This window comes from Kitasatospora sp. NPDC008050, from assembly GCF_042957465.1.
In the GTDB taxonomy this organism is placed as follows: domain Bacteria; phylum Actinomycetota; class Actinomycetes; order Streptomycetales; family Streptomycetaceae; genus Kitasatospora.
Map to the genome: position 1 here is coordinate 196,344 of NZ_JBIBIJ010000001.1, position 18,005 is coordinate 214,348.

The 18,005-nt window shown below is 73.0% G+C and carries 11 protein-coding genes; 6 read left to right on the forward strand and 5 right to left on the reverse strand.

The genetic code is table 11. The annotated features are described in order from the left end of the window. The first annotated feature begins 312 nt into the window (after positions 1 to 312). The 3 genes from ACFZB9_RS00785 (at position 313) to ACFZB9_RS00795 (ending at position 4,808) form a co-directional block, all read left to right on the forward strand. A complete protein-coding gene (locus ACFZB9_RS00785; protein ID WP_391442589.1) occupies positions 313 to 2,601 on the forward strand; it encodes an MMPL family transporter in 2,289 nt (762 codons plus the stop codon). A gap of 68 nt (positions 2,602 to 2,669) precedes the next feature. Then, a complete protein-coding gene (locus tag ACFZB9_RS00790; RefSeq protein ID WP_391442590.1) occupies positions 2,670 to 3,605 on the forward strand; it encodes a phosphotransferase enzyme family protein in 936 nt (311 codons plus the stop codon). A 177-nt stretch (positions 3,606 to 3,782) separates the two neighbouring features. After that, positions 3,783 to 4,808, forward strand: coding sequence for a polysaccharide deacetylase family protein (locus tag ACFZB9_RS00795; RefSeq protein ID WP_391442592.1), 1,026 nt, complete (start codon positions 3,783 to 3,785; stop codon positions 4,806 to 4,808). Between the two features lie 33 nt (positions 4,809 to 4,841). On the opposite strand, the gene ACFZB9_RS00800 is transcribed toward ACFZB9_RS00795, so the two are convergent. The 4 genes from ACFZB9_RS00800 to ACFZB9_RS00815 all read right to left on the reverse strand — a co-directional run bounded on the left by ACFZB9_RS00800 (position 4,842) and on the right by ACFZB9_RS00815 (position 10,628). Further along, positions 4,842 to 5,645, reverse strand: coding sequence for an exonuclease domain-containing protein (locus ACFZB9_RS00800; protein ID WP_391442593.1), 804 nt, complete (start codon positions 5,643 to 5,645; stop codon positions 4,842 to 4,844). 124 nt (positions 5,646 to 5,769) lie between these two features. Further along, positions 5,770 to 7,104 carry an iron uptake transporter deferrochelatase/peroxidase subunit gene (efeB, locus tag ACFZB9_RS00805; RefSeq protein ID WP_391442594.1) on the reverse strand — a complete coding sequence of 445 codons (1,335 nt, stop codon included), beginning with the start codon at positions 7,102 to 7,104 and terminating at the stop codon, positions 5,770 to 5,772. Continuing rightward, the gene (gene efeU, locus ACFZB9_RS00810; RefSeq protein ID WP_391442596.1) at positions 7,104 to 9,215 is read right to left on the reverse strand and encodes an iron uptake transporter permease EfeU; all 2,112 of its coding nucleotides are present in this window, start codon (positions 9,213 to 9,215) and stop codon (positions 7,104 to 7,106) included. The genes efeB and efeU overlap by 1 nt, the downstream gene beginning before the upstream one ends. A 147-nt stretch (positions 9,216 to 9,362) precedes the next feature. Then, entirely contained in the window at positions 9,363 to 10,628 is a 1,266-nt protein-coding gene (locus tag ACFZB9_RS00815) for an SAV2148 family HEPN domain-containing protein (RefSeq protein WP_391442598.1), read from the reverse strand. Between the two features lie 358 nt (positions 10,629 to 10,986). Here ACFZB9_RS00815 and glgX point away from each other — a divergent pair, with 358 nt between their 5' ends. The 3 genes from glgX (at position 10,987) to treZ (ending at position 17,126) form a co-directional block, all read left to right on the forward strand. Then, positions 10,987 to 13,092 (forward strand): glycogen debranching protein GlgX, encoded by a 2,106-nt coding sequence (glgX, locus tag ACFZB9_RS00820; RefSeq protein WP_391442599.1) that lies wholly within the window; start codon positions 10,987 to 10,989, stop codon positions 13,090 to 13,092. A 66-nt stretch (positions 13,093 to 13,158) separates the two neighbouring features. Continuing rightward, positions 13,159 to 15,417, forward strand: coding sequence for a malto-oligosyltrehalose synthase (gene treY / locus ACFZB9_RS00825; protein WP_391442601.1), 2,259 nt, complete (start codon positions 13,159 to 13,161; stop codon positions 15,415 to 15,417). Next, positions 15,414 to 17,126 carry a malto-oligosyltrehalose trehalohydrolase gene (gene treZ / locus ACFZB9_RS00830; protein WP_391442602.1) on the forward strand — a complete coding sequence of 571 codons (1,713 nt, stop codon included), beginning with the start codon at positions 15,414 to 15,416 and terminating at the stop codon, positions 17,124 to 17,126. Before treY ends, treZ begins: the two co-directional genes overlap by 4 nt. On the opposite strand, the gene ACFZB9_RS00835 is transcribed toward treZ, so the two are convergent. Continuing rightward, the gene (locus ACFZB9_RS00835) at positions 17,104 to 17,997 is read right to left on the reverse strand and encodes a transketolase family protein (RefSeq protein WP_391442604.1); all 894 of its coding nucleotides are present in this window, start codon (positions 17,995 to 17,997) and stop codon (positions 17,104 to 17,106) included. The two genes, treZ and ACFZB9_RS00835, sit on opposite strands and share 23 nt — an antisense overlap. Positions 17,998 to 18,005 lie beyond the last annotated feature (8 nt).

Genomic DNA, 18,005 nt, shown 5'->3' on the forward strand with positions numbered 1-18,005 from the left:
AGGGCCTTCCAACTGCCCCGCACCATCCTGACGGGTCACCCCCCGCCGATGCCTCGTCCCCCGGGTGGAGATCCCTCCCCCTCAGGGTGGAGTTCAGCCCGTACCCAGGTCGGAGGGCATGGTGGGGTAAACCCCACCCCCGACCCTGAGGCCATTCCCAGGGTCGCTCGGCCTGCTGGCCGGATTAACCGGCAACGCCCCGATCCCTAGGGTCAGTTGCAAGCCCGGAGCAGCCCCGGGCGCCCACGCCGGCGGTCCGCACCGCCGCGTCCCAGGGGGAGTACACCCGTGTCAGCCACGCCCGTGTCAGCCATGCCCGCAGGCCGGAAGAGAACCGGCTTCGCCGCCGCCATGGGCGCCTGGAGCGCCCGCCATCGCAAGACCGCCGTCTTCGGCTGGCTGCTCTTCGTCGTGCTGGCCGCCTACCTCGGCGGTGCGGCAGGCAGCCACAAGGTCACCGATGCCGAGTCCATGCCGGGCCAGGTGGCCCAGGCCGCCCGGATCCTCGACCAGGCCGGGCTCAAGCCCCCGGCCGGCGAGACCGTCCTGGTGCAGAGCGCCACGCTGACCGCCGACGACCCGGCCTTCCGGGCCAAGGTCGGCCAGGTGGTCGCCGCGGTCACGGCCGCCGGCCGGACTACCGACCTGCGCTCGCCCTACGACACCAGGGCGATCTCCGCCGACCGGCATTCCGCCCTGGTCCAGTTCACCGTGGTCGGCGACAGCGACCAGGCCACCGCGAACGTGACCGCGCCGCTCGACGCGGTGGCCGCCGTCCAGCGCGGCGACCGCTCCTTCACCGTCGCGGAGTTCGGCGACGCGAGCTCGAACAAGTGGTTCGCCGACCAGTTCAGGAACGACTTCGCCAGCGCCGAGTGGACGGCCGTCCCGCTCGCCCTGGGCATCCTGCTGATCGCCTTCGGCGCGGTGGTCGCCGCCGTGCTGCCGGTCGGGCTGGCGCTGACCGCCTTCGTCGCGGCCGGTGGGCTGGTCGCGCTGAGCAGTTCCTTCCTGCACACCAGCGACGACGCCGGCTCGGTGATGCTGCTGGTGGGCCTGGCCGTCGGGGTCGACTACTGCCTCTTCTACCTGCGCCGTGAGCGCGAGGAACGGGCCGCCGGGCGCAGCGCGGCCGACGCGCTGGCGGTGGCCGCCGCCACCTCGGGCCGGGCGGTGCTGGTCTCCGGAGTCACCGTGGTGGTCGCGATGGCCGGCATGTTCCTCACCGGGATCGCCGACTTCCAGGCGATGTCCTACGCGACGATCGTGGTGGTGGTCACCGCCGTGCTCGGCTCGCTCACCGTGCTCCCCGCGCTGCTGTCGATGCTCGGCGACCGGGTGGAGAAGGGCCGGGTGCCGCTGCTGCGCCACCTCAAGGCCAAGGACCCGAGCGGCGGCAGCCGGATCTGGAACGCCGTGCTGACCCCGGTGCTGCGCTTCCCGCTGGTGGCCACCGTGCTGGCCGGCGGCCTGCTGCTCGCACTGGCGGCCCCGCTGGTGACCATGCACACCGCCAACCTCACCTTCCAGCAGATGCTGCCCAAGGGCAACGCGCTGGTGCGCACCTCCCAGCAGATCGAGGCCGCCTTCCCCGGCAGCCCCTCCCCGGCCACCGTGGTGGTCAAGGCCACCGACCTCTCCTCCCCCGCGATGACGCAGGCGCTGGCCGACTTCCGGACCCGGGCGCTGGCCACCGGCCGGATGCACGGCCCGATCGAGATCACCCGGTACGCCGCGCAGAACGTCGCCACCATCGACGTTCCGCTCAACGGCAGCGGCAACGACGCGGCCAGCACCGCCGCGCTGCAGACGCTGCGCCACGACGTGGTGCCGAACACGCTGCTCAAGGTCCCCGGTACCCAGGCACCGGTGACCGGCCAGACCGCCGGCTCGTACGACTTCAACCAGCAGATGACCGGCAGCATGCTCCCGGTCTTCGCCTTCGTGGTGGTCTTCGCCTTCCTGCTGATGCTCGCCTCGTTCCGCTCGCTGGGGATCGCGATCACCGCGGTGCTGCTCAACCTGCTCTCGGTGGGCACCGCGTACGGGGTGCTGACCCTGGTCTTCCAGCACGGCGTGGGCGCCTGGCTGCTCGGCACGGCCGGGGTGGGCGCGGTGGAGTCCTGGGTGCCGCTCTTCCTCTTCGTGATCCTCTTCGGGCTGAGCATGGACTACCACGTCTTCGTGGTCTCCCGGATCAAGGAGGCGCACGACCGGGGCCTGCCGACCCGGGCGGCGGTCTCCCACGGCATCCGCTCGACGGCCGGGGTGGTCAGCAGCGCGGCGATCATCATGGTCGCGGTCTTCGCGGTCTTCGGGACGCTGTCGATGCAGTCGATGAAGCAGATGGGCGTGGGTCTGGCGGTCGCGGTCCTGGTGGACGCGACGGTGATCCGCGGGGTGCTGCTGCCCTCGGTGATGAGCCTGCTGGGCGAGCGCAACTGGTACCTGCCGCGCTGGCTGTCCTGGCTGCCGGACCTGTCGCACACCGAGCCGGCGCCGCCGCTGCCCGCCGCGGTGGCGGAGAACGCGGTGGTGGAGGACGCGGCGGTGCCGGACACGGCGGTGCACGGCCCGCGGCACCGGCGGGTCACGGTCTGACCCGCGAACCACCGCCGACGGCCTGCCGGTCGACCTCCGTGCCCGGGGTCGACCGGTAGGTTTCGGCCATGGTTTCCCTCTCGTCGTCCCCCTTCACCCAGGCGCGGGCCCGCACCCTGCTCGCCCGGGCCCGCACCGCCGCGGGCATCGCGGGTGGCACCGGGCGCCTGCTGGCACTCGGGGAGAACGCCGTCTTCGGGCTCGACGACCTGGCACTGGTGGCCAAGGTGGGCCGGGCGCCCGCCCTGCGAGACCGGGCGGCGCGCGAACTGGCCGTCGCCCGGCGGCTGGACGGCGCGGGCATCCCGGTGGTGCGGCCCGCCGACGCCCAGGTGGCGGCGCAGCGCGAGGCGGTGGTGACCGTCGACGGGCACCCGGTCACCTTCTGGCAGCAGCTGGCCCCGGCGGTGCGCCCGGCGGGCACGGCCGACCTCGCGCCACTGCTGCGCGCGCTGCACGACCTGCCCGCATCCGCCGCCCTGGCGCAGCCGGCCGAACGGCTGCCGCGCCGGGACCTGTTGGCCCCGGTGGAGCACTGGCTGCACGCCGCCGAGGGTCTGCTGGACCCGCAGGACACCGCGTTCCTGCTCGACCGCCGCGCCGAGCTGGCCGCCGCCATCGAGACGCTGACCCCGGCGCTGCCGCCCGGTGTGATCCACGGCGACGCGCTGCCGCGCAACGTCCACGTCGGCCCCGAGGGGCCGGTGCTGCTGGACCTGGAGAACGTGGCCGACGACCTGCGCGAGCACGACCTGGTGACACTGGCCCTCAGCTGCGACCGCTACGGCGTGCCGGAGCCGGAGTACCTCGCCTTCACCGGCGCCTACGGCTGGGACGTGCGGGACTGGGAGGGCTGCGCGGTGCTGCGCGGGGCCCGGGAGACGGCGAGCGCGGCGTGGGTGGCGCAGCAGGTGCCGGGCAACCCGGCGGCGCTGGCGGAGTTCCGGCGCCGGGTGGCCTCGCTGCGGGAGGGGGACGCGGGAGTGCGCTGGTTCGCGTTCTGAGCCGGGCCGGAGCCGGCTGTCAGGGGGCTCGCGGGGTACTGGATCGGGCTCTCAGGCTCCGGTGAGAATTGTCTCAAGATACTTTCATCATTTCGGAACTGCCTGTTTGGCGGCCATCGTCGTAGGGAGCAGCCGCGACCACCCGGGGGCGGCTGGTACCACGTCAGGAGTTGCCGCATGCCCGTTCTCGGCACCCACCGCACCCTGCTCCGCCGCGCCGCCGGCGGCTGCGCCGCGATCCTCACCCTCGCACTGGCCTGTGCGTGCGGGAGTTCATCGAGCACGACCTCGGCGGATCGGGCGCATCCGAGCGCGAGCGTGACGCTGAGTGCCACTCCCGGGACGAGCACCTCCCCCAGCGCCCCGGCGGCTGCGACCAACACGGGCACCCCGGGCACCCCGAGCGTGCCGGCGGCTCCGAGCAGCACGGGCACTGCGAGCACCCCGGGCGCCACGGGCACTCCCAGCTCCCCCAGCTCCCCCAGCACCCCGGGTGCCACGGGCACCCCCAGCGGCTCCGCCCGCACCCTCGCACCGAGCACCCCCGCCTCGCCGGCCCCGGCCACCACCGCGGGCGCGCCGGTGCCCGCGAAGGACGCCCCCGGCTCCTCGATCGCCTACTCGACCGCCTCCGGCGGCCGCACCGTCGCGCTCACCTTCGACGACGGCCCCGGCAAGGCCACCGGCCAGGTCCTGGCGCTGCTCGCCCAGTACCACGCCAAGGCGACGTTCTGCGAGATCGGCCCGCAGGCCACCGCCAACCCCACCCTGGTCAAGCAGATCCTGGCCGGCGGCCACCGCCTGTGCGACCACACCGTGCACCACCCGCAGCCGATGCACACGCTCTCGCACGACAAGCAGGTCTACGAGATCGACGCGGCCAAGGACATGATCACCGCGGCCGGCGGCCCGGGCACCCAGGTCGGCTGGTTCCGCGCCCCGGGCGGCGACTTCAGCGCCGACAACCGCCAGATAGCCGTCCAGGCCGGCCTGCGCCCGCTGGGCTGGACGGTCGACACCCGCGACTGGTCCAGGCCCGGCGTCCCCGCGATCATCGCCAACGTCAAGAAGGAGCTGCACCCCGGCGGCATCATCCTGATGCACGACGGCGGCGGCGACCGCAGCCAGACCGTGGCCGCCCTCCAGCAGTTGCTCCCCTGGCTGGTGCAGCAGGGCTACACCTTCGACTTCCCCGCGAGCTGACCTGGCGTCAGCTCCGCGCGCCGGCGCGCCCGCTCAGCGGATGGGCCAGCGGGCGTCGACCACGGCCTGCGGGTCCTTGCCCTTGCGCAGCCAGGCCTGCAGGCCCTCGGCCCACTCCCGGTACCAGTGCACCTGCTGCTCGTGCAGCGCGGCCAGGCTCAACTCCCCCACCTGCGCCGGGTAGCGCTCGCCCAGCGCGACGGCCACCCGGACCGCCGCCAGCGCATCGCTGGCGGCCTCGTGGGCGTCCAGCAGCTCCACCCCGTAGACCTCGCAGACCCGCTGCAGGCCGCGCGAGCCCTTGCGGTAGCGGTCCACCGCGCGGTCGATCACCAGCGCGTCCAGCACCGGGGCGACCAGGGCCTGCCCGGCCCGCCCGGCGAGCCGCTCGGCCAGGCCCAGCCGGCCGTGGCGGCGCAGCTCGGCGTCGAGCAGCGACAGGTCGAAGGGGGCGTTGAAGGCCACCACCGGCGTGCCCTGCGCCAACCGTTCGCAGAGCGCGGCGGCGATCTCCTCCACCGCGGTGCCCGCCGGGCGGCCCCGGGTGCGGGCCTGTTCGTCGCTGATCCCGTGGATCGCCCGGGCCTGCTCGGGTATCGGCACCCCGGGGTCGAGCAGCCAGCGCGTGGTCCGCACCGGCAGGCCGCCGACCGTCTCCACCAGCGCGGCGGTGACGATCCGTGACTCGGCCGGCTCGGTGCCGGTGGTCTCCAGGTCGAACCCGATCAGCGGGCCCTGCCACCAGCGCACCGTCGCGGCCGTGCGCACCGCCCCAGCGGCGCGTGCCGCCGTATTGCCCAGCTCGCCCATCAGCAGCGCCTTCCGTCGGGGTGTCACCTCGGACCTCTCGGTCTTGACGTCCCCATGATGGCCGCCGCCTGTGACAACGCCGCCCGTCCACGGCCTGCGGGGCCGTGGACGGGCGGCGAGGGAGGCGGCCAGGGGAGCGCCGCGGGGTGGGTCAGGCCGCGGCGAACATCGCGCGGCCGAGCCAGTCGTTGGTGTCCCGCACGCCCGGCAGCACGAAGAAGTAGCCACCGCCGGTCGGCGAGATGTAGTCCACCAGCGGCTCGTCGATCAGCCGGGTCTGGGTCGCCTCGAACTGGCGCACCACGTCCTGCTGGTAGCAGCAGAAGGCCAGGCCCATGTCCAGGTTGCCGACCTTGTCCACGCCGCGGTCGTAGTTGTAGCCGCGGCGCAGGATGCGCGAGTCGTCGGTCTGGTCGGTCCGCGGGTTGGCCAGCCGGATGTGGGCGTCCAGCGGGATCGCGTTGCCCTGCGGATCCTTGGCGTAGTCGGGGATGTCGGTCTCCTTGGCCCCGTCCAGCGGAGCGCCGGTGTCCTTGCGGCGGCCGAACATCTTCTCCTGCTCGGCGAGCGAGACCCGGTCCCAGAACTCGACCAGCATCCGGATGATCCGGATCACCTGGTAGCTGCCGCCGGTGGCCCAGGCCGGCTCGCCGCCGCCGTCCTTGATCCAGACCAGCTTGTCCATCTCGCGCCCCGAGGTGACGTCGGGGTTGACGATGCCGTCCTTGAAGCCGAGCAGGTTGCGCTGCGCGCCGGCCGGCCGCGGGGCGTTCTGGAAGCCGTCGATCCGCCACTTGATCTGCATCGCGCCGCGGGTGTGCTTGGCGATGTCGCGCAGCGCGTGCAGCACGGTGTCCTGGCTGTTGGCGCAGATCTGCAGCGACAGGTCGCCGTGCAGCTCGGCGGCCTGCAGGTTGTCGTTGGGGAAGGTCTTCATCGGGTTCAGCTTGACCGGCTTGACCTTGGCCAGACCGTAGCGGCCGTCGAAGAGCGTGGCGCCGACCCCGACCGTCACCGACAGGCCGTCGCTGGGCACCGTCGGGCCCAGGATGCCGTTGTCGGAGGGCGGCGCGCCGACGCCCAGGCTGGGCGGGGTGCCGCCGGCGGTGAGGAACCTGATCCGGTCGGTGAGGGTGTGGAAGAGGTCTTCCAGCGCCTTGCGGTCGGGGGCTATGACGTCGAAGGAGACGAACATCGCGGCGGTCTGCTGCGCGGTCAGCACGCCGGCCTGGTGCTCGCCGTGGAACGGCACCAGCGCGTTCGCGCCCGTGGCGTCGGCGGCCTGCGCCCGCCCGGCGCCACCCAGCGCGAGCGCCCCGCCGGCCAGCGCGGCACCGGCCGCGCCGACGCCGAGCGCCGCGCCCAGGAAGCTGCGGCGCGCGGGGGCGGCCGGGCAGCCGGCTGCCTCGGCGGCCCGGGCGGCCTCGGCGGCGGCGAGCGCCTCGTGCGGGAAGGGGCAGGACCCGGTTCTGGGCTGGCTGGTCATCAGGCGGACTTCCTGATCTCAAGAAGGTCGGGAATGGGGGCGAGGTCTTCGAGCAGCTGGCCGGTGGCGCCGTTGAGCTGCGTGCGGACCGAGGGGTCGAGCTGCTCGACCGGGGTCCAGCTGCCGTCCTGGTGGTGGGCACCGGCGAGCAGGTCACCGAAGCGCTTGAGGTCGGCGTTGACAGTGCCGAGCAGCTGCGGGCTGCGCTGCTGGATCAGCGGCGTCAGGACGTTCAGCAGCTCCTGGGTGCCGGCCAGGTTGGCCTGGGCGGTGGCCAGGTTGGTGCCGCTGCCCTCGTCGGTGTCGGCGGTCAGCTCGAACTGGAGGGTGTTCTCCAGGATCTCGTGGGTGCGCAGCGGCAGGTCCGTGGGGTCGAAGTCCTGGGTGGGGAAGGCCTTGCCGAGGCCGTCCACGTCGGTGACCAGCTGGTCGGCGACCGGGGTGAGGTCGGCGGCGCTCTGACCGTGCCACAGGCCGTACTCCAGGCGGTGGAAGCCGGAGAAGTCCTTGTCGGCGACGCCGTCCGGCAGGCCGTCGGCCCGGCCGTTGATCTTCTTGTCGAAGTCGGCGAAGGTGCCGTAGGCGGCGCCCAGCGAGGAGTACTGCAGGTGCGCGGTGAGCCAGTCGGCCTTGGCGGCGTTCAGGTCGCCGGCGTGCATGTCGGCCTGGAGCTTCTGGGTCTGGGTCAGCAGCGTGGCCAGGCCCGAGTTGACGTAGGACTTGTACTGGTCGAGCGGGCCCTTGAGGTCGTCCTCGGAGACCGGCAGCACCGCGTTGACGCTCTGTCCGCCAGTGACGTGGAAGGTCGCCGAGGTGACCGCGTCGCCGCTGCTGGGCACGCAGCGCCAGGCGAGGTCGCCGCTGCCGATGGTGGCGGTCAGCGGGCGGGTGGTGCCCGGGGCCAGGCCCTCGATCTCGCCGTACACGGCGTTGGTGGCCGGGTTGACCAGGTAGACCTCGGAGGTCTTGCTGCCGGCGTTGTGCATCTGGAAGGTCTGCTGGCCCGGCTGCGGGGTGCTGAAGCCCTTGCCGCAGTCGCTCTGCGCGTCCGAGACGGTGACGGTGCCGGCCGCGGCGGGCTTGCCGCCGCTGACCGCGATCACCACGCCGGCCACCACGGCCGGGACGGCCACCAGCGCGGCGGGGAGCAGCCAGCGGTTGCGGGAACCGGCGGGCCGCGGCTCGGTCTCGGGCTTGGTCTCGGTCTCAGCCTCGGTCCCGGGCTCGGTGTCGGGCTCGGCAGCCTTCTCCGTTGCCGGCTCCGGAGCCTTCTCGGCAGCGGCCACCGGCTTGGGCGCGCTCGCCCGCACACCGCGCACGAAGAGCGTCATCACCAGCGCGAGGTAGATCACGTACGCGGCCACCTGGAGCCAGGTCATCGTGACGGTGATGTTGAACACGCCCTGCATCAGCGTCGCGTACCAGGACCCGCCGTCCAGCGAGCCGCTCAGGTCGAAGGCGTACGCGGTCGAGCCGGGCAGCACGCCGCCCTCCTGCAGGTCGCGCAGCCCGTAGCTGAGCACGCCGGCCGCGATGACGATCAGCACCATCCCGGTGTAGGTGAAGAACCTGGTCAGGTTGATCTTCAGCACCCGGCGGTACAGCCCCCAGCAGAGCCCGGCGGCCAGCACCAGGCCGACCCCCGCGCCGATCGCGGGCCCGGTGGCCTCACCGGCGGAGCGGGCGGTGGTCCACAGGAAGAGCGAGGTCTCCAGGCCCTCCCGGCCGACGGCCAGGAAGCTGGTCAGCACCAGCACGCCGCCGCCCATGGTGAGCGCGGAGGCGACCTTCTCGCGGATCTCCGAGGAGAGGTTGCGGGCCGAGCGCCGCATCCAGAAGACCATCGCGGTGACGAAGGCCACCGCGATCAGGCTCAAAGTGCCGCCGAAAGCTTCCTGCGCGCTGCCGGAGAGGTTGGCGGCGGTGAAGGTGAGCACCGCGCCGAAGCTGAGGGCGAGCGCGATGGCGGCCAGCACGCCGGTCCACACCTGGGGCAGCCGGGCCTTCTGGCCCGAACGGACCAGGGTGGCAACCAGGATCGAGACGATCAGGCCGGCCTCAAGGCCCTCTCTGAGCCCGATCAGAAAGCTTGGAAACGCGTCGTCCCACATGGGCGGTGAACTCTCCTAGGCATGGCGGTGCCGCTAAGCACGGCCCGCTTAGCTTAGGCATACCTTAGCCAGAGTGGATGAGAACGTCGATGCCAGGGGCGGATCCTCTGCGACGCCACGCGGGGAACGCACGGATCCGAGTCGGCCTCAGCTGACCGGGCGTGAGTCGGTCCAGACCCCTTCGAACTCCTCCCGGTAGACCTCCAGCAGCCCGGGCTCGCCCTCCTCGCCGCCGGGCCGGGCCGCGCGCAGCACCAGGGCCGGCGACTCGATCCCGCGGGCCCGGCGCAGGTAGGGCTGGACCACGCCGAGGTCGCCGCCGCGCCGCCGCGCCCCGGGCGGGCGGGCGCCCTCCACCAGATAGGCGGTGAACCTAGGAGTCTCGTCGAAGACCCGGATCTCGAAGGCACCCTGGTCGCGCAGCCGGGCCCGGACCCGTCGCACGTGCATGATGTTGGTCTCGATCGAGCGGGACAGCTCCCCCCGCCCCAGGCCCAGTTCACGCTCCCGGCGGCGCACCGCGCTGCTGGCCGGATTGAGGAAGAGCAGCCGGATCCGGCAGCCGTCGGCGGCCAGCCTGGCCAGCCGCTTGCCGGTGAAGTTCTGGCAGAGCATGCCCAGCGCGATGCCGAGCGCGTCCAGCCGCCGGGCCCCCTCCAACAGGTCCTCCACCGGCAGGTCGCGCTGGAGCAGGATCCGGTCGGCGTGCACCGCGGCGACATCGGCGTAGCGCCCGGCCACCAGCTCCTCGATGACGTCGGACGGCAGCCCGGCCCCGGCGGCGGGGCGTCCGTCCAGCAGGCCGAGCACCCGGGCCGCGGCCCGCTCGGTCTGGGCCAGCACGGTGGCGGTGAGGCTGCGGTTGCGCGAGACCACGTGCCGGGCGACCTCCAGCTCGTCCAGGGTCAGCTCGATCTCGCGGCGGTCGTCCAGGTACGGCTCGAAGCACGGCCAGTGCTGCACCATCAGCTCGCGCAGCTGGGGCAGGGTCAGGAAGACCAGCGGGTCGTCGTCGACCGGATCGAGCAGGTAGCCCTTGCGCCGGCTGACCTCGCGCACGGCGGCGGCCCGGCGCACCCACTCCTCGCCGGCCGGGCCGGCCGCGGCGGTCACCCAGTCGGCGCCGTGGGCGGGCTCGTAGACGGGGCGCAGCAGGTCGTCCAGGAGGGCGCGCAGCCGCTGCTCGACGAGATTGAGCCAGACGTAGGCCCGGCCGGTCAGCCGTACCCGCTGGTAGGCGTGCTGCCAGCGCTCGCCGTCCCAGGCCGGCTCGACGGCCTCGACGCCCAGCTGAGCGGGGGTCAGGCGGCCGCCGCCGGGAGGGCCCAGGACCGCGGTCGGCGCCTCTGCCCGGACCCCGGTACCCGCCGCCCCACTGGACCCTTCGGGCCATTCGTCGGCGGGAAAGACCATCTGATTACCTCACCTCTCGGCACCCGGCCCTGTGACGATCAAGGGTACTGCCAGGGCGCCCCGCCAGGCAGCCCGTTGCCCTTCCGCAACTCGAACGCACACCACTGGCCGGACCATCCCGAACAGCTGATACGAGCGCGCCGGACACCCGTTCGGGCGAAAGGAAGCCGAAAGAGCGTCAGAACACCACGGGAGCGGCAACGATGGCCATGACAGTGCGTCGACCGGCAGTGTGCCGTGCGTCACGCCGAGCGGCGCACCGACATGTGACGCGCGCCACGGGGCATACCGCATCCAGCGGTGCGCCAACGTCCCGAGGGAGCATCAGATCCCCTTGACACCAGGGAAGTTGAGGCTTATGCAGGTCTGGCCGGGGCAACCGTACCCCCTGGGTGCCACCTACGACGGGGTGGGCACCAACTTCGCGGTGTTCTCCGAGAGCGCGGACCGGATCGAGCTGTGCCTGCTCGGCCCGGACGACACCGAGACCACCATCGAGCTGCGCGAGACCGACGCGTTCGTCCGGCACGCCTACCTGCCCGGCATCCAGCCCGGTCAGCGGTACGGTTTCCGGGTCCACGGACCGTACGAGCCCGTGCGCGGCCAACGGCACAACGGCGCCAAGCTGCTGCTCGACCCGTACGCCAAGGCGATGAGCGGCACGATCGACTGGGACGAGTCGGTCTACGGCTACCACTTCGGCGCGCCCGAGCGCCGCAACGACCTGGACTCGGGCCCGCACACCATGCACTCGGTGGTGATCAACCCGTACTTCGACTGGGGCAACGACCGCCCCCCGCGCACCGACTACCACCGGTCGGTGATCTACGAGGCACACGTCAAGGGCCTCACCCAGCGGCACCCGGGCATCCCCGAGGAGATCCGCGGCACCTACGCCGCGCTCGCCCACCCGGCGCTGATCGAGCACCTGGCCAAGCTCGGCATCACGGCGATCGAGCTGATGCCGGTGCACCAGTTCGTCCGCGACCACCGGCTGCGCGACATCGGACTGTCCAACTACTGGGGTTACAACACCATCGGCTTCTTCGCCCCGCACGGCTCCTACTCCTCGGTGGGCGACCGCGGCCAGCAGGTGCAGGAGTTCAAGTCGATGGTCAAGGCGCTGCACGCGGCCGGGATCGAGGTGATCCTCGACGTGGTCTACAACCACACCGCCGAGGGCAACCACCTGGGCCCCACCCTCTCCATGCGCGGCCTGGACAACGCCTCGTACTACCGGCTCGCCGCCGACCGCCGGTACTACACCGACACCACCGGCACCGGCAACAGCCTGCTGATGCGCAGCCCGCACGTGCTCCAGCTGATCATGGACTCGCTGCGCTACTGGGTCACCGAGATGCACGTGGACGGCTTCCGGTTCGACCTCGCGGCCACCCTGGCCCGGCAGTTCCACGAGGTGGACCGGCTCTCCTCGTTCTTCGACCTGGTCCAGCAGGACCCGGTCGTCTCGCAGAGCAAGCTGATCGCCGAGCCCTGGGACGTCGGCGAGGGCGGCTACCAGGTGGGCAACTTCCCCCCGCTGTGGACCGAGTGGAACGGCATGTACCGGGACACCGTGCGCGACCTGTGGCGCGGCGAGAACGCCACGCTGGCCGAGTTCGGCTCCCGGCTGACCGGCTCCTCCGACCTCTACCAGCACGACGGGCGGCGCCCGATCGCCTCGATCAACTTCATCACCTGCCACGACGGCTTCACCCTGCGCGACCTGGTCTCGTACAACGAGAAGCACAACGAGGCCAACGGCGAGCACAACCGGGACGGCGAGTCCTTCAACCGCTCCTGGAACTGCGGTGTGGAGGGCCCGACCGGCAACGCCCAGGTGCTGGAGCTGCGCGACCGCCAGCAGCGCAACTTCATCGCCACCCTGCTGCTCTCCCAGGGCGTGCCGATGCTCTCGCACGGCGACGAGCTCGGCCGCACCCAGCTGGGCAACAACAACGCCTACTGCCAGGACTCCGAGCTGTCCTGGGTCAACTGGCCCGGCGACGGCGAGCTGCTGGAGTTCACCCAGGGCATGGTCTGGCTGCGCCGCAACCACCCGGTCTTCCGCCGTCGGCGGTTCTTCCGCGGCCGCCCGGTGGCCGCCGCCCACGACGACCTGACCGACATCGCCTGGTTCACCCCCGGCGGCGAGGAGATGACCGATCAGGACTGGAGCGCCAGCTACGCCAAGTCGCTGACGGTCTTTCTGAACGGCGCGGCGATCTCCGAGCCGGACCGGCGCGGCGGGCGGATCACCGACGACTCGTTCCTGCTGATGTTCAACGCGCACCACGAGTCGCTGCAGTTCACCGTCCCCCGGGAGCACGGCGAGCAGTGGCAGGTGGTGGTCGACACCACCCTCGCGACACTCCCGACCCCGGGGGCCGGACTTGGGGTGAAGGAGGGCGACGGGCTCTGGCTCGCCGACCGCTCCCTGCTGGTGCTTCAGCGGCCCGCCTGACGAGCGCGCCCGCCCGGGTGCCAGTAGCGGGTCGTGCGGCCCCGGGCGACCGGGTAGGCATGGGGTGTGATCACACCCCCTACAGCGAGCTACCGGCTCCAGCTGCAGCCCTCGTTCACGCTCGCGGACGCCGCCGCGGCCCTGCCGTACCTGGCCGGGCTCGGCATCTCCCACCTGCACCTGTCCCCTCTGCTGGAGGCGACACCCGGCTCCACCCACGGGTACGACACGGTCGACCACACCCGGATCAGCGAACAGCTCGGCGGCGGGGGCGCCCCGCGCGCCCTCGCCGCCGCGGCCCACGAGCACGGGCTGCGGCTGATCGCCGACGTGGTCCCCAACCACATGGCGCTGCCGGTCCCCGAACGGCTGAACGCCCCGCTCTGGCAGGTGCTGCGGGACGGTCCCGAGTCGGCCTACGCGCACTGGTTCGACATCGACTGGACCGCGCACGACGGCCGGATCCTGCTGCCGGTGCTGGGCGAGCGACTCGGTGCGGTGCTCGACCAGCTGAAGGTGGATCAGGACACCCTGCGCTACTACGACCACGTCTTCCCGCTGCGCCCGGGCACCGAGCGCCTGCCGCTCGCCCAGCTGCTCTCCCGCCAGCACTACCGGCTGGCCTGGTGGCGGCTGGCCGGCACCGAGCTCAACTACCGCCGGTTCTTCAGCATCAACGAGCTGATCGCGCTGCGGGTGGAGGACCCGGAGGTGTTCCGGGCCACCCACGGGGTGCTGCTGCGGCTGCGCGAGGAGGGGGTGCTGGACGGCTTCCGGGTGGACCACCCGGACGGCCTGGCCGACCCGCGCGCCTACCTGCGCCGGCTGGCCGAGACCAGCGGCCGCGCCTACACGGTGGTGGAGAAGATCCTCACCGGGCACGAGCGGCTGCCCGGCGACTGGCCCTGCGCGGGCACCACCGGCTACGACGCGCTGCGGCACATCGACGGCGTGCTGACCGACGGGGCCGGGGTGCGCCGGCTGACCGAGCTGTACGCCGAGTACACCGGCCTCGACTCCTCGGCCGCCGAGCAGGCCCGGCTCGGCCGCGCCGAGATGACCGGCCCGAACGGCGAACTGGCCGCCGAGGTGAACCGCCTGGTCCGGCTGGCCGGGCGGATCTGCGCCGCCGAGCCGGCGCTGGCCGACCACGCCCCGCTCGCGGTGCGGGCCGCGCTGGGCGACCTGTTCACCCACTACACGGTCTACCGGCCCTACCTCTGCCCCGCCGACCGGACGGTGGCCACACCGGAGTCCACCAAGGAGTTCGTCGAGCTGCTGACCCAGGGCCACCTGGGCTCGGGCCCGCTGAAGGACGAGTTCCGCAGCCGCTTCGCCCAGACCGCCTCGGCGGTGGCGGCCAAGGGCGTGGAGGACACCGCCTTCTACCGCTGGTACCCGCTGCTCTCACTGAACGAGGTCGGCGGCGACCCCGGCCACCCGGGCGTCGAACCGGCCGACTTCCACCGCTGGTGCGAGTCCATCCAGCGCCACTGGCCGCTGACCATGACCGCCCTGTCCACCCACGACACCAAGCGCAGCGCGGATGCCCGGGCCCGGCTCGCGGTGCTGGCCGAGCTGCCGGAGCGGTGGGCGGCCGAGTGCCGTGAGTGGTCGGCGCTGGCAGGCGGTCCGGACGGCGGTCCGGTGGGCAGTCCGGTGGACCGCAACGTCGAGTGGCTGCTCTGGCAGACCCTGGTGGCCGCCTGGCCGATCGACCTGGACCGGCTGCGCGCGGTGCTGCTCAAGTCGGTCCGCGAGGCCAAGCTGGCCACCAGCTGGACCGCGCAGCACGCCGACTACGAAGCGGCCGTCGGCCAGTACGCCGAGACCGTCCTGAGCAACCCCGAACTCACCGCGCGCATCGAGGCGTTCGTCGCCTTCCTGACGCCGTACGCGCAGCGCAACAGCCTGTCGGCCGCGCTGCTGCACCTGACCATGCCGGGCGTGCCCGACCTCTACCAGGGCTCCGAGCGCCCGCTGTACACCCTGGTCGACCCCGACAACCGCGCCCCGGTCGACTTCACCCTCCCGGACAGCGCCCTGACCGACTTCGCGCGCCAGAAGCTGGAGCTGACCCGCACCGCCCTGCACCTGAGCCGCCCGCTGGGCCGCTACCGCCCGCTGGCGGCCGGCGAGCACCTGATCGCCTACCAGCGCGGGCCCGACCTGACCGTGGTCGCCACCCGGCTGCCGTACGCGCTGGCCCGGCGCGGCGAGCCGGCCACCCTCGAACTGGCCGGGCGCTGGCGGGACCTGCTGACCGACCGGCCGTTCACCGGCACCGTCGACACCATCGCGCTACTGGCCAAGGAGGCATCGTGAGGTACCAGGTCTGGGCTCCGGCGGCCGGTCGGGCCGAGGTGGAGGTGGACGGCGTGCGGACGCCGCTGGCCGCCGAACCGGGCGGCTGGTGGCGCGGCGAGGCCCGGGCCGGCCGGGACTACGGCTTCGCACTCGACGGCGGGCCCACCCTGCCCGACCCGCGCTCGGCCCGCCAGCCCTGCGGCCCGGACGGCCCGAGCCGGCTGGTCGACCACGCGGCCTTCCGCTGGTCGGACAGCGGCTGGCACGGGCGGGCGCTGCCCGGCGCGGTCCTCTACGAGCTGCACGTGGGCACCTTCACCCCGGCCGGCACCTTCGCCGGCGCCGAGCAGAGGCTGGACCACCTGGTCGAACTGGGCGTGGACTTCGTGCAGTTGCTGCCGGTCTGCCCGTTCCCCGGCCGGCACGGCTGGGGCTACGACGGGGTGGCGCCCTGGGCGGTGCACGAGCCCTACGGCGGCCCCGAGGGCCTCAAGCGCTTCGTGGACGCCGCGCACCGCAAGGGCCTGGGCGTGATCCTGGACGTGGTGCACAACCACCTCGGCCCCTCCGGCAACCACCTGCCCGCCTTCGGCCCGTACTTCACCGAGCGGCACCAGACCCCGTGGGGCGCGGCGGTCAACCTGGACGCGCCCGGCTCCGACGAGGTGCGCGCCTATCTGATCGGCAGCGCGCTGGCCTGGCTGCGCGACTACCGGATCGACGGCCTGCGGCTGGACGCGGTGCACGCGCTGGTGGACGACCGCGCGGTGCACTTCCTGGAGGAACTGGCCACCGCCGTCCAGCGGCTGGCGGTCGCCGAGCGGCGGCCGCTCTTCCTGATCGGCGAGTCCGACCTGAACAACCCCCGGGTGACCGACCCCGTCGGGCTGGGCGGCTACGGGCTGAACGCCCAGTGGAGCGACGACTTCCACCATGCGCTGCACGCCGCGGCGACCGGGGAGACCCAGGGCTACTACGCCGACTTCGGCCGGGCCCCGCTGGCGGCGCTGGCCAGGACGCTGACCCGCGGCTGGTTCCACGACGGCACCTGGTCCTCCTTCCGCGGCCGTCACCACGGCCGCCCCTTTCCCACGGCGTCCGGCGGGCACCGGCTGCTCGGCTATGCGCAGACCCACGACCAGATCGGCAACCGGGCCCGGGGAGATCGCCTGACGGTGGACCAACTCGCCCTGACCGCAACGCTGGTGTTCACCTCGCCGTTCACCCCGATGCTCTTCATGGGCGAGGAGTGGGGAGCCGCGACCCCGTGGCAGTACTTCACCGACCACACCGATCCGCAGCTCGCGGAGGCGGTGCGCCAGGGACGGCGGCGGGAGTTCGCCGCCTACGGCTGGGCCGCCGATCAGGTACCCGATCCGCAGGAGCCCGCCACCGTGCTGCGCTCCACCCTGGACTGGACCGAGCCTCGCGCCGGGCGGCACGCCGAACTGCTCGCCTGGTACCGGCAGTTGATCCGACTGCGGCGCGAGCATCCGGAGCTGGTGGATCCCGATCTGAGCGCGGTCGAGGTGGAGTTCGACGAGGCGCAGGGCCAACTGACCGTGCACCGGGGCGCCTTCAGGATCGCGGTGAACTTCGGCGACAAGCCGGGCGAGCTGCCGGCCGGCGAGCCGGTGGCCCACTGGGGCGAGCGGGGCGCCGGCCGGCTGGGGCCGCGCTCCTGTGCCATCACCCGTGGGGCCGTCACCCGCGGGGCAGGAAGCTGACGATCCTCGCCCGCAGTCCGGGCGCGTCCAGACCGTAGGCCGCCAGGTGCTCCTCGATGGTCCCGTAGTGCCGGTGCTCCTCGCGCGGCACGCCGAGGCCGAGCACCCGGTGCGGCAGGTCGGCCAGCGCCCGGTTCACCTCGCCACCCGAGGTCCCGGCGAGGTAGGGCTCGACCAGCACCACGTCGGTCGGGCCCGCGGCGCGCAGCGCGGCCGCGTCGAAGGGCCGCACCGAGGTGGCGTAGAGCACCGTGACGTCCAGCCCCTCGGTGGCGGCCAGCACCGCGTCCAGCATCGGGCCGACCGCCACCACGGTGGCCGCCGCGCCCTGGCGCAGGGTCAGGAACCGGCCCGGCACCACCGGCCTGGCCTCGCTGTTCCGGTGCGCGGAGAGCCGCAGGTAGACGTTGCGGTCGCCGTCGGCCACCGCGTGCCGCAGCAGCGTCTCGGCCTCGTCTGGGTGTCCGGGCACGTGCACCGTCCAGTCGGGCAGCGTGTCGAGCAGCGCCACGTCGCCCGACGCCATGTGGGTGCGCCCGCCGGCCGGCCAGTCGTACGAGCCCATCGCGCTGACCAGCACCGCGCCCACGCCCTGGTGGTTGAGGTCCAGCTTGATCTGCTCGAAGGGCCGTTCGACCAGGAAGCTGGCGAAGGTGTGGGCGATCGGGCGCATCCCGGTCAGCGCCAGGCCCGCGGTCACCCCGATCAGCAGCTGCTCACGGATGCCCACGTTGAGCACCCGGTCGGGGTGGGCGGCGGCGACCCCGGCGAGCGCGGTCGCGCCGATGTCGGCGAGCACCAGGGCGGTGCGGGGGTCCTGGTCGAGCAGCTCGCCCGCCACGGTGGCAAAGCGGTCGCGCATGGTGTCCATCGTTCTTC

Coding starts and splice junctions, on each gene's coding strand:
- efeU (WP_391442596.1), bottom strand. CDS start 9,215: ATGTGGGACGACGCGTTTCCAAGCTTTCTGATCGGGCTCAGAGAGGGC.
- ACFZB9_RS00785 (WP_391442589.1), top strand. CDS start 313: ATGCCCGCAGGCCGGAAGAGAACCGGCTTCGCCGCCGCCATGGGCGCC.
- efeB (WP_391442594.1), bottom strand. CDS start 7,104: ATGACCAGCCAGCCCAGAACCGGGTCCTGCCCCTTCCCGCACGAGGCG.
- glgX (WP_391442599.1), top strand. CDS start 10,987: ATGCAGGTCTGGCCGGGGCAACCGTACCCCCTGGGTGCCACCTACGAC.
- ACFZB9_RS00790 (WP_391442590.1), top strand. CDS start 2,670: ATGGTTTCCCTCTCGTCGTCCCCCTTCACCCAGGCGCGGGCCCGCACC.
- ACFZB9_RS00835 (WP_391442604.1), bottom strand. CDS start 17,997: ATGGACACCATGCGCGACCGCTTTGCCACCGTGGCGGGCGAGCTGCTC.
- ACFZB9_RS00815 (WP_391442598.1), bottom strand. CDS start 10,628: ATGGTCTTTCCCGCCGACGAATGGCCCGAAGGGTCCAGTGGGGCGGCG.
- ACFZB9_RS00795 (WP_391442592.1), top strand. CDS start 3,783: ATGCCCGTTCTCGGCACCCACCGCACCCTGCTCCGCCGCGCCGCCGGC.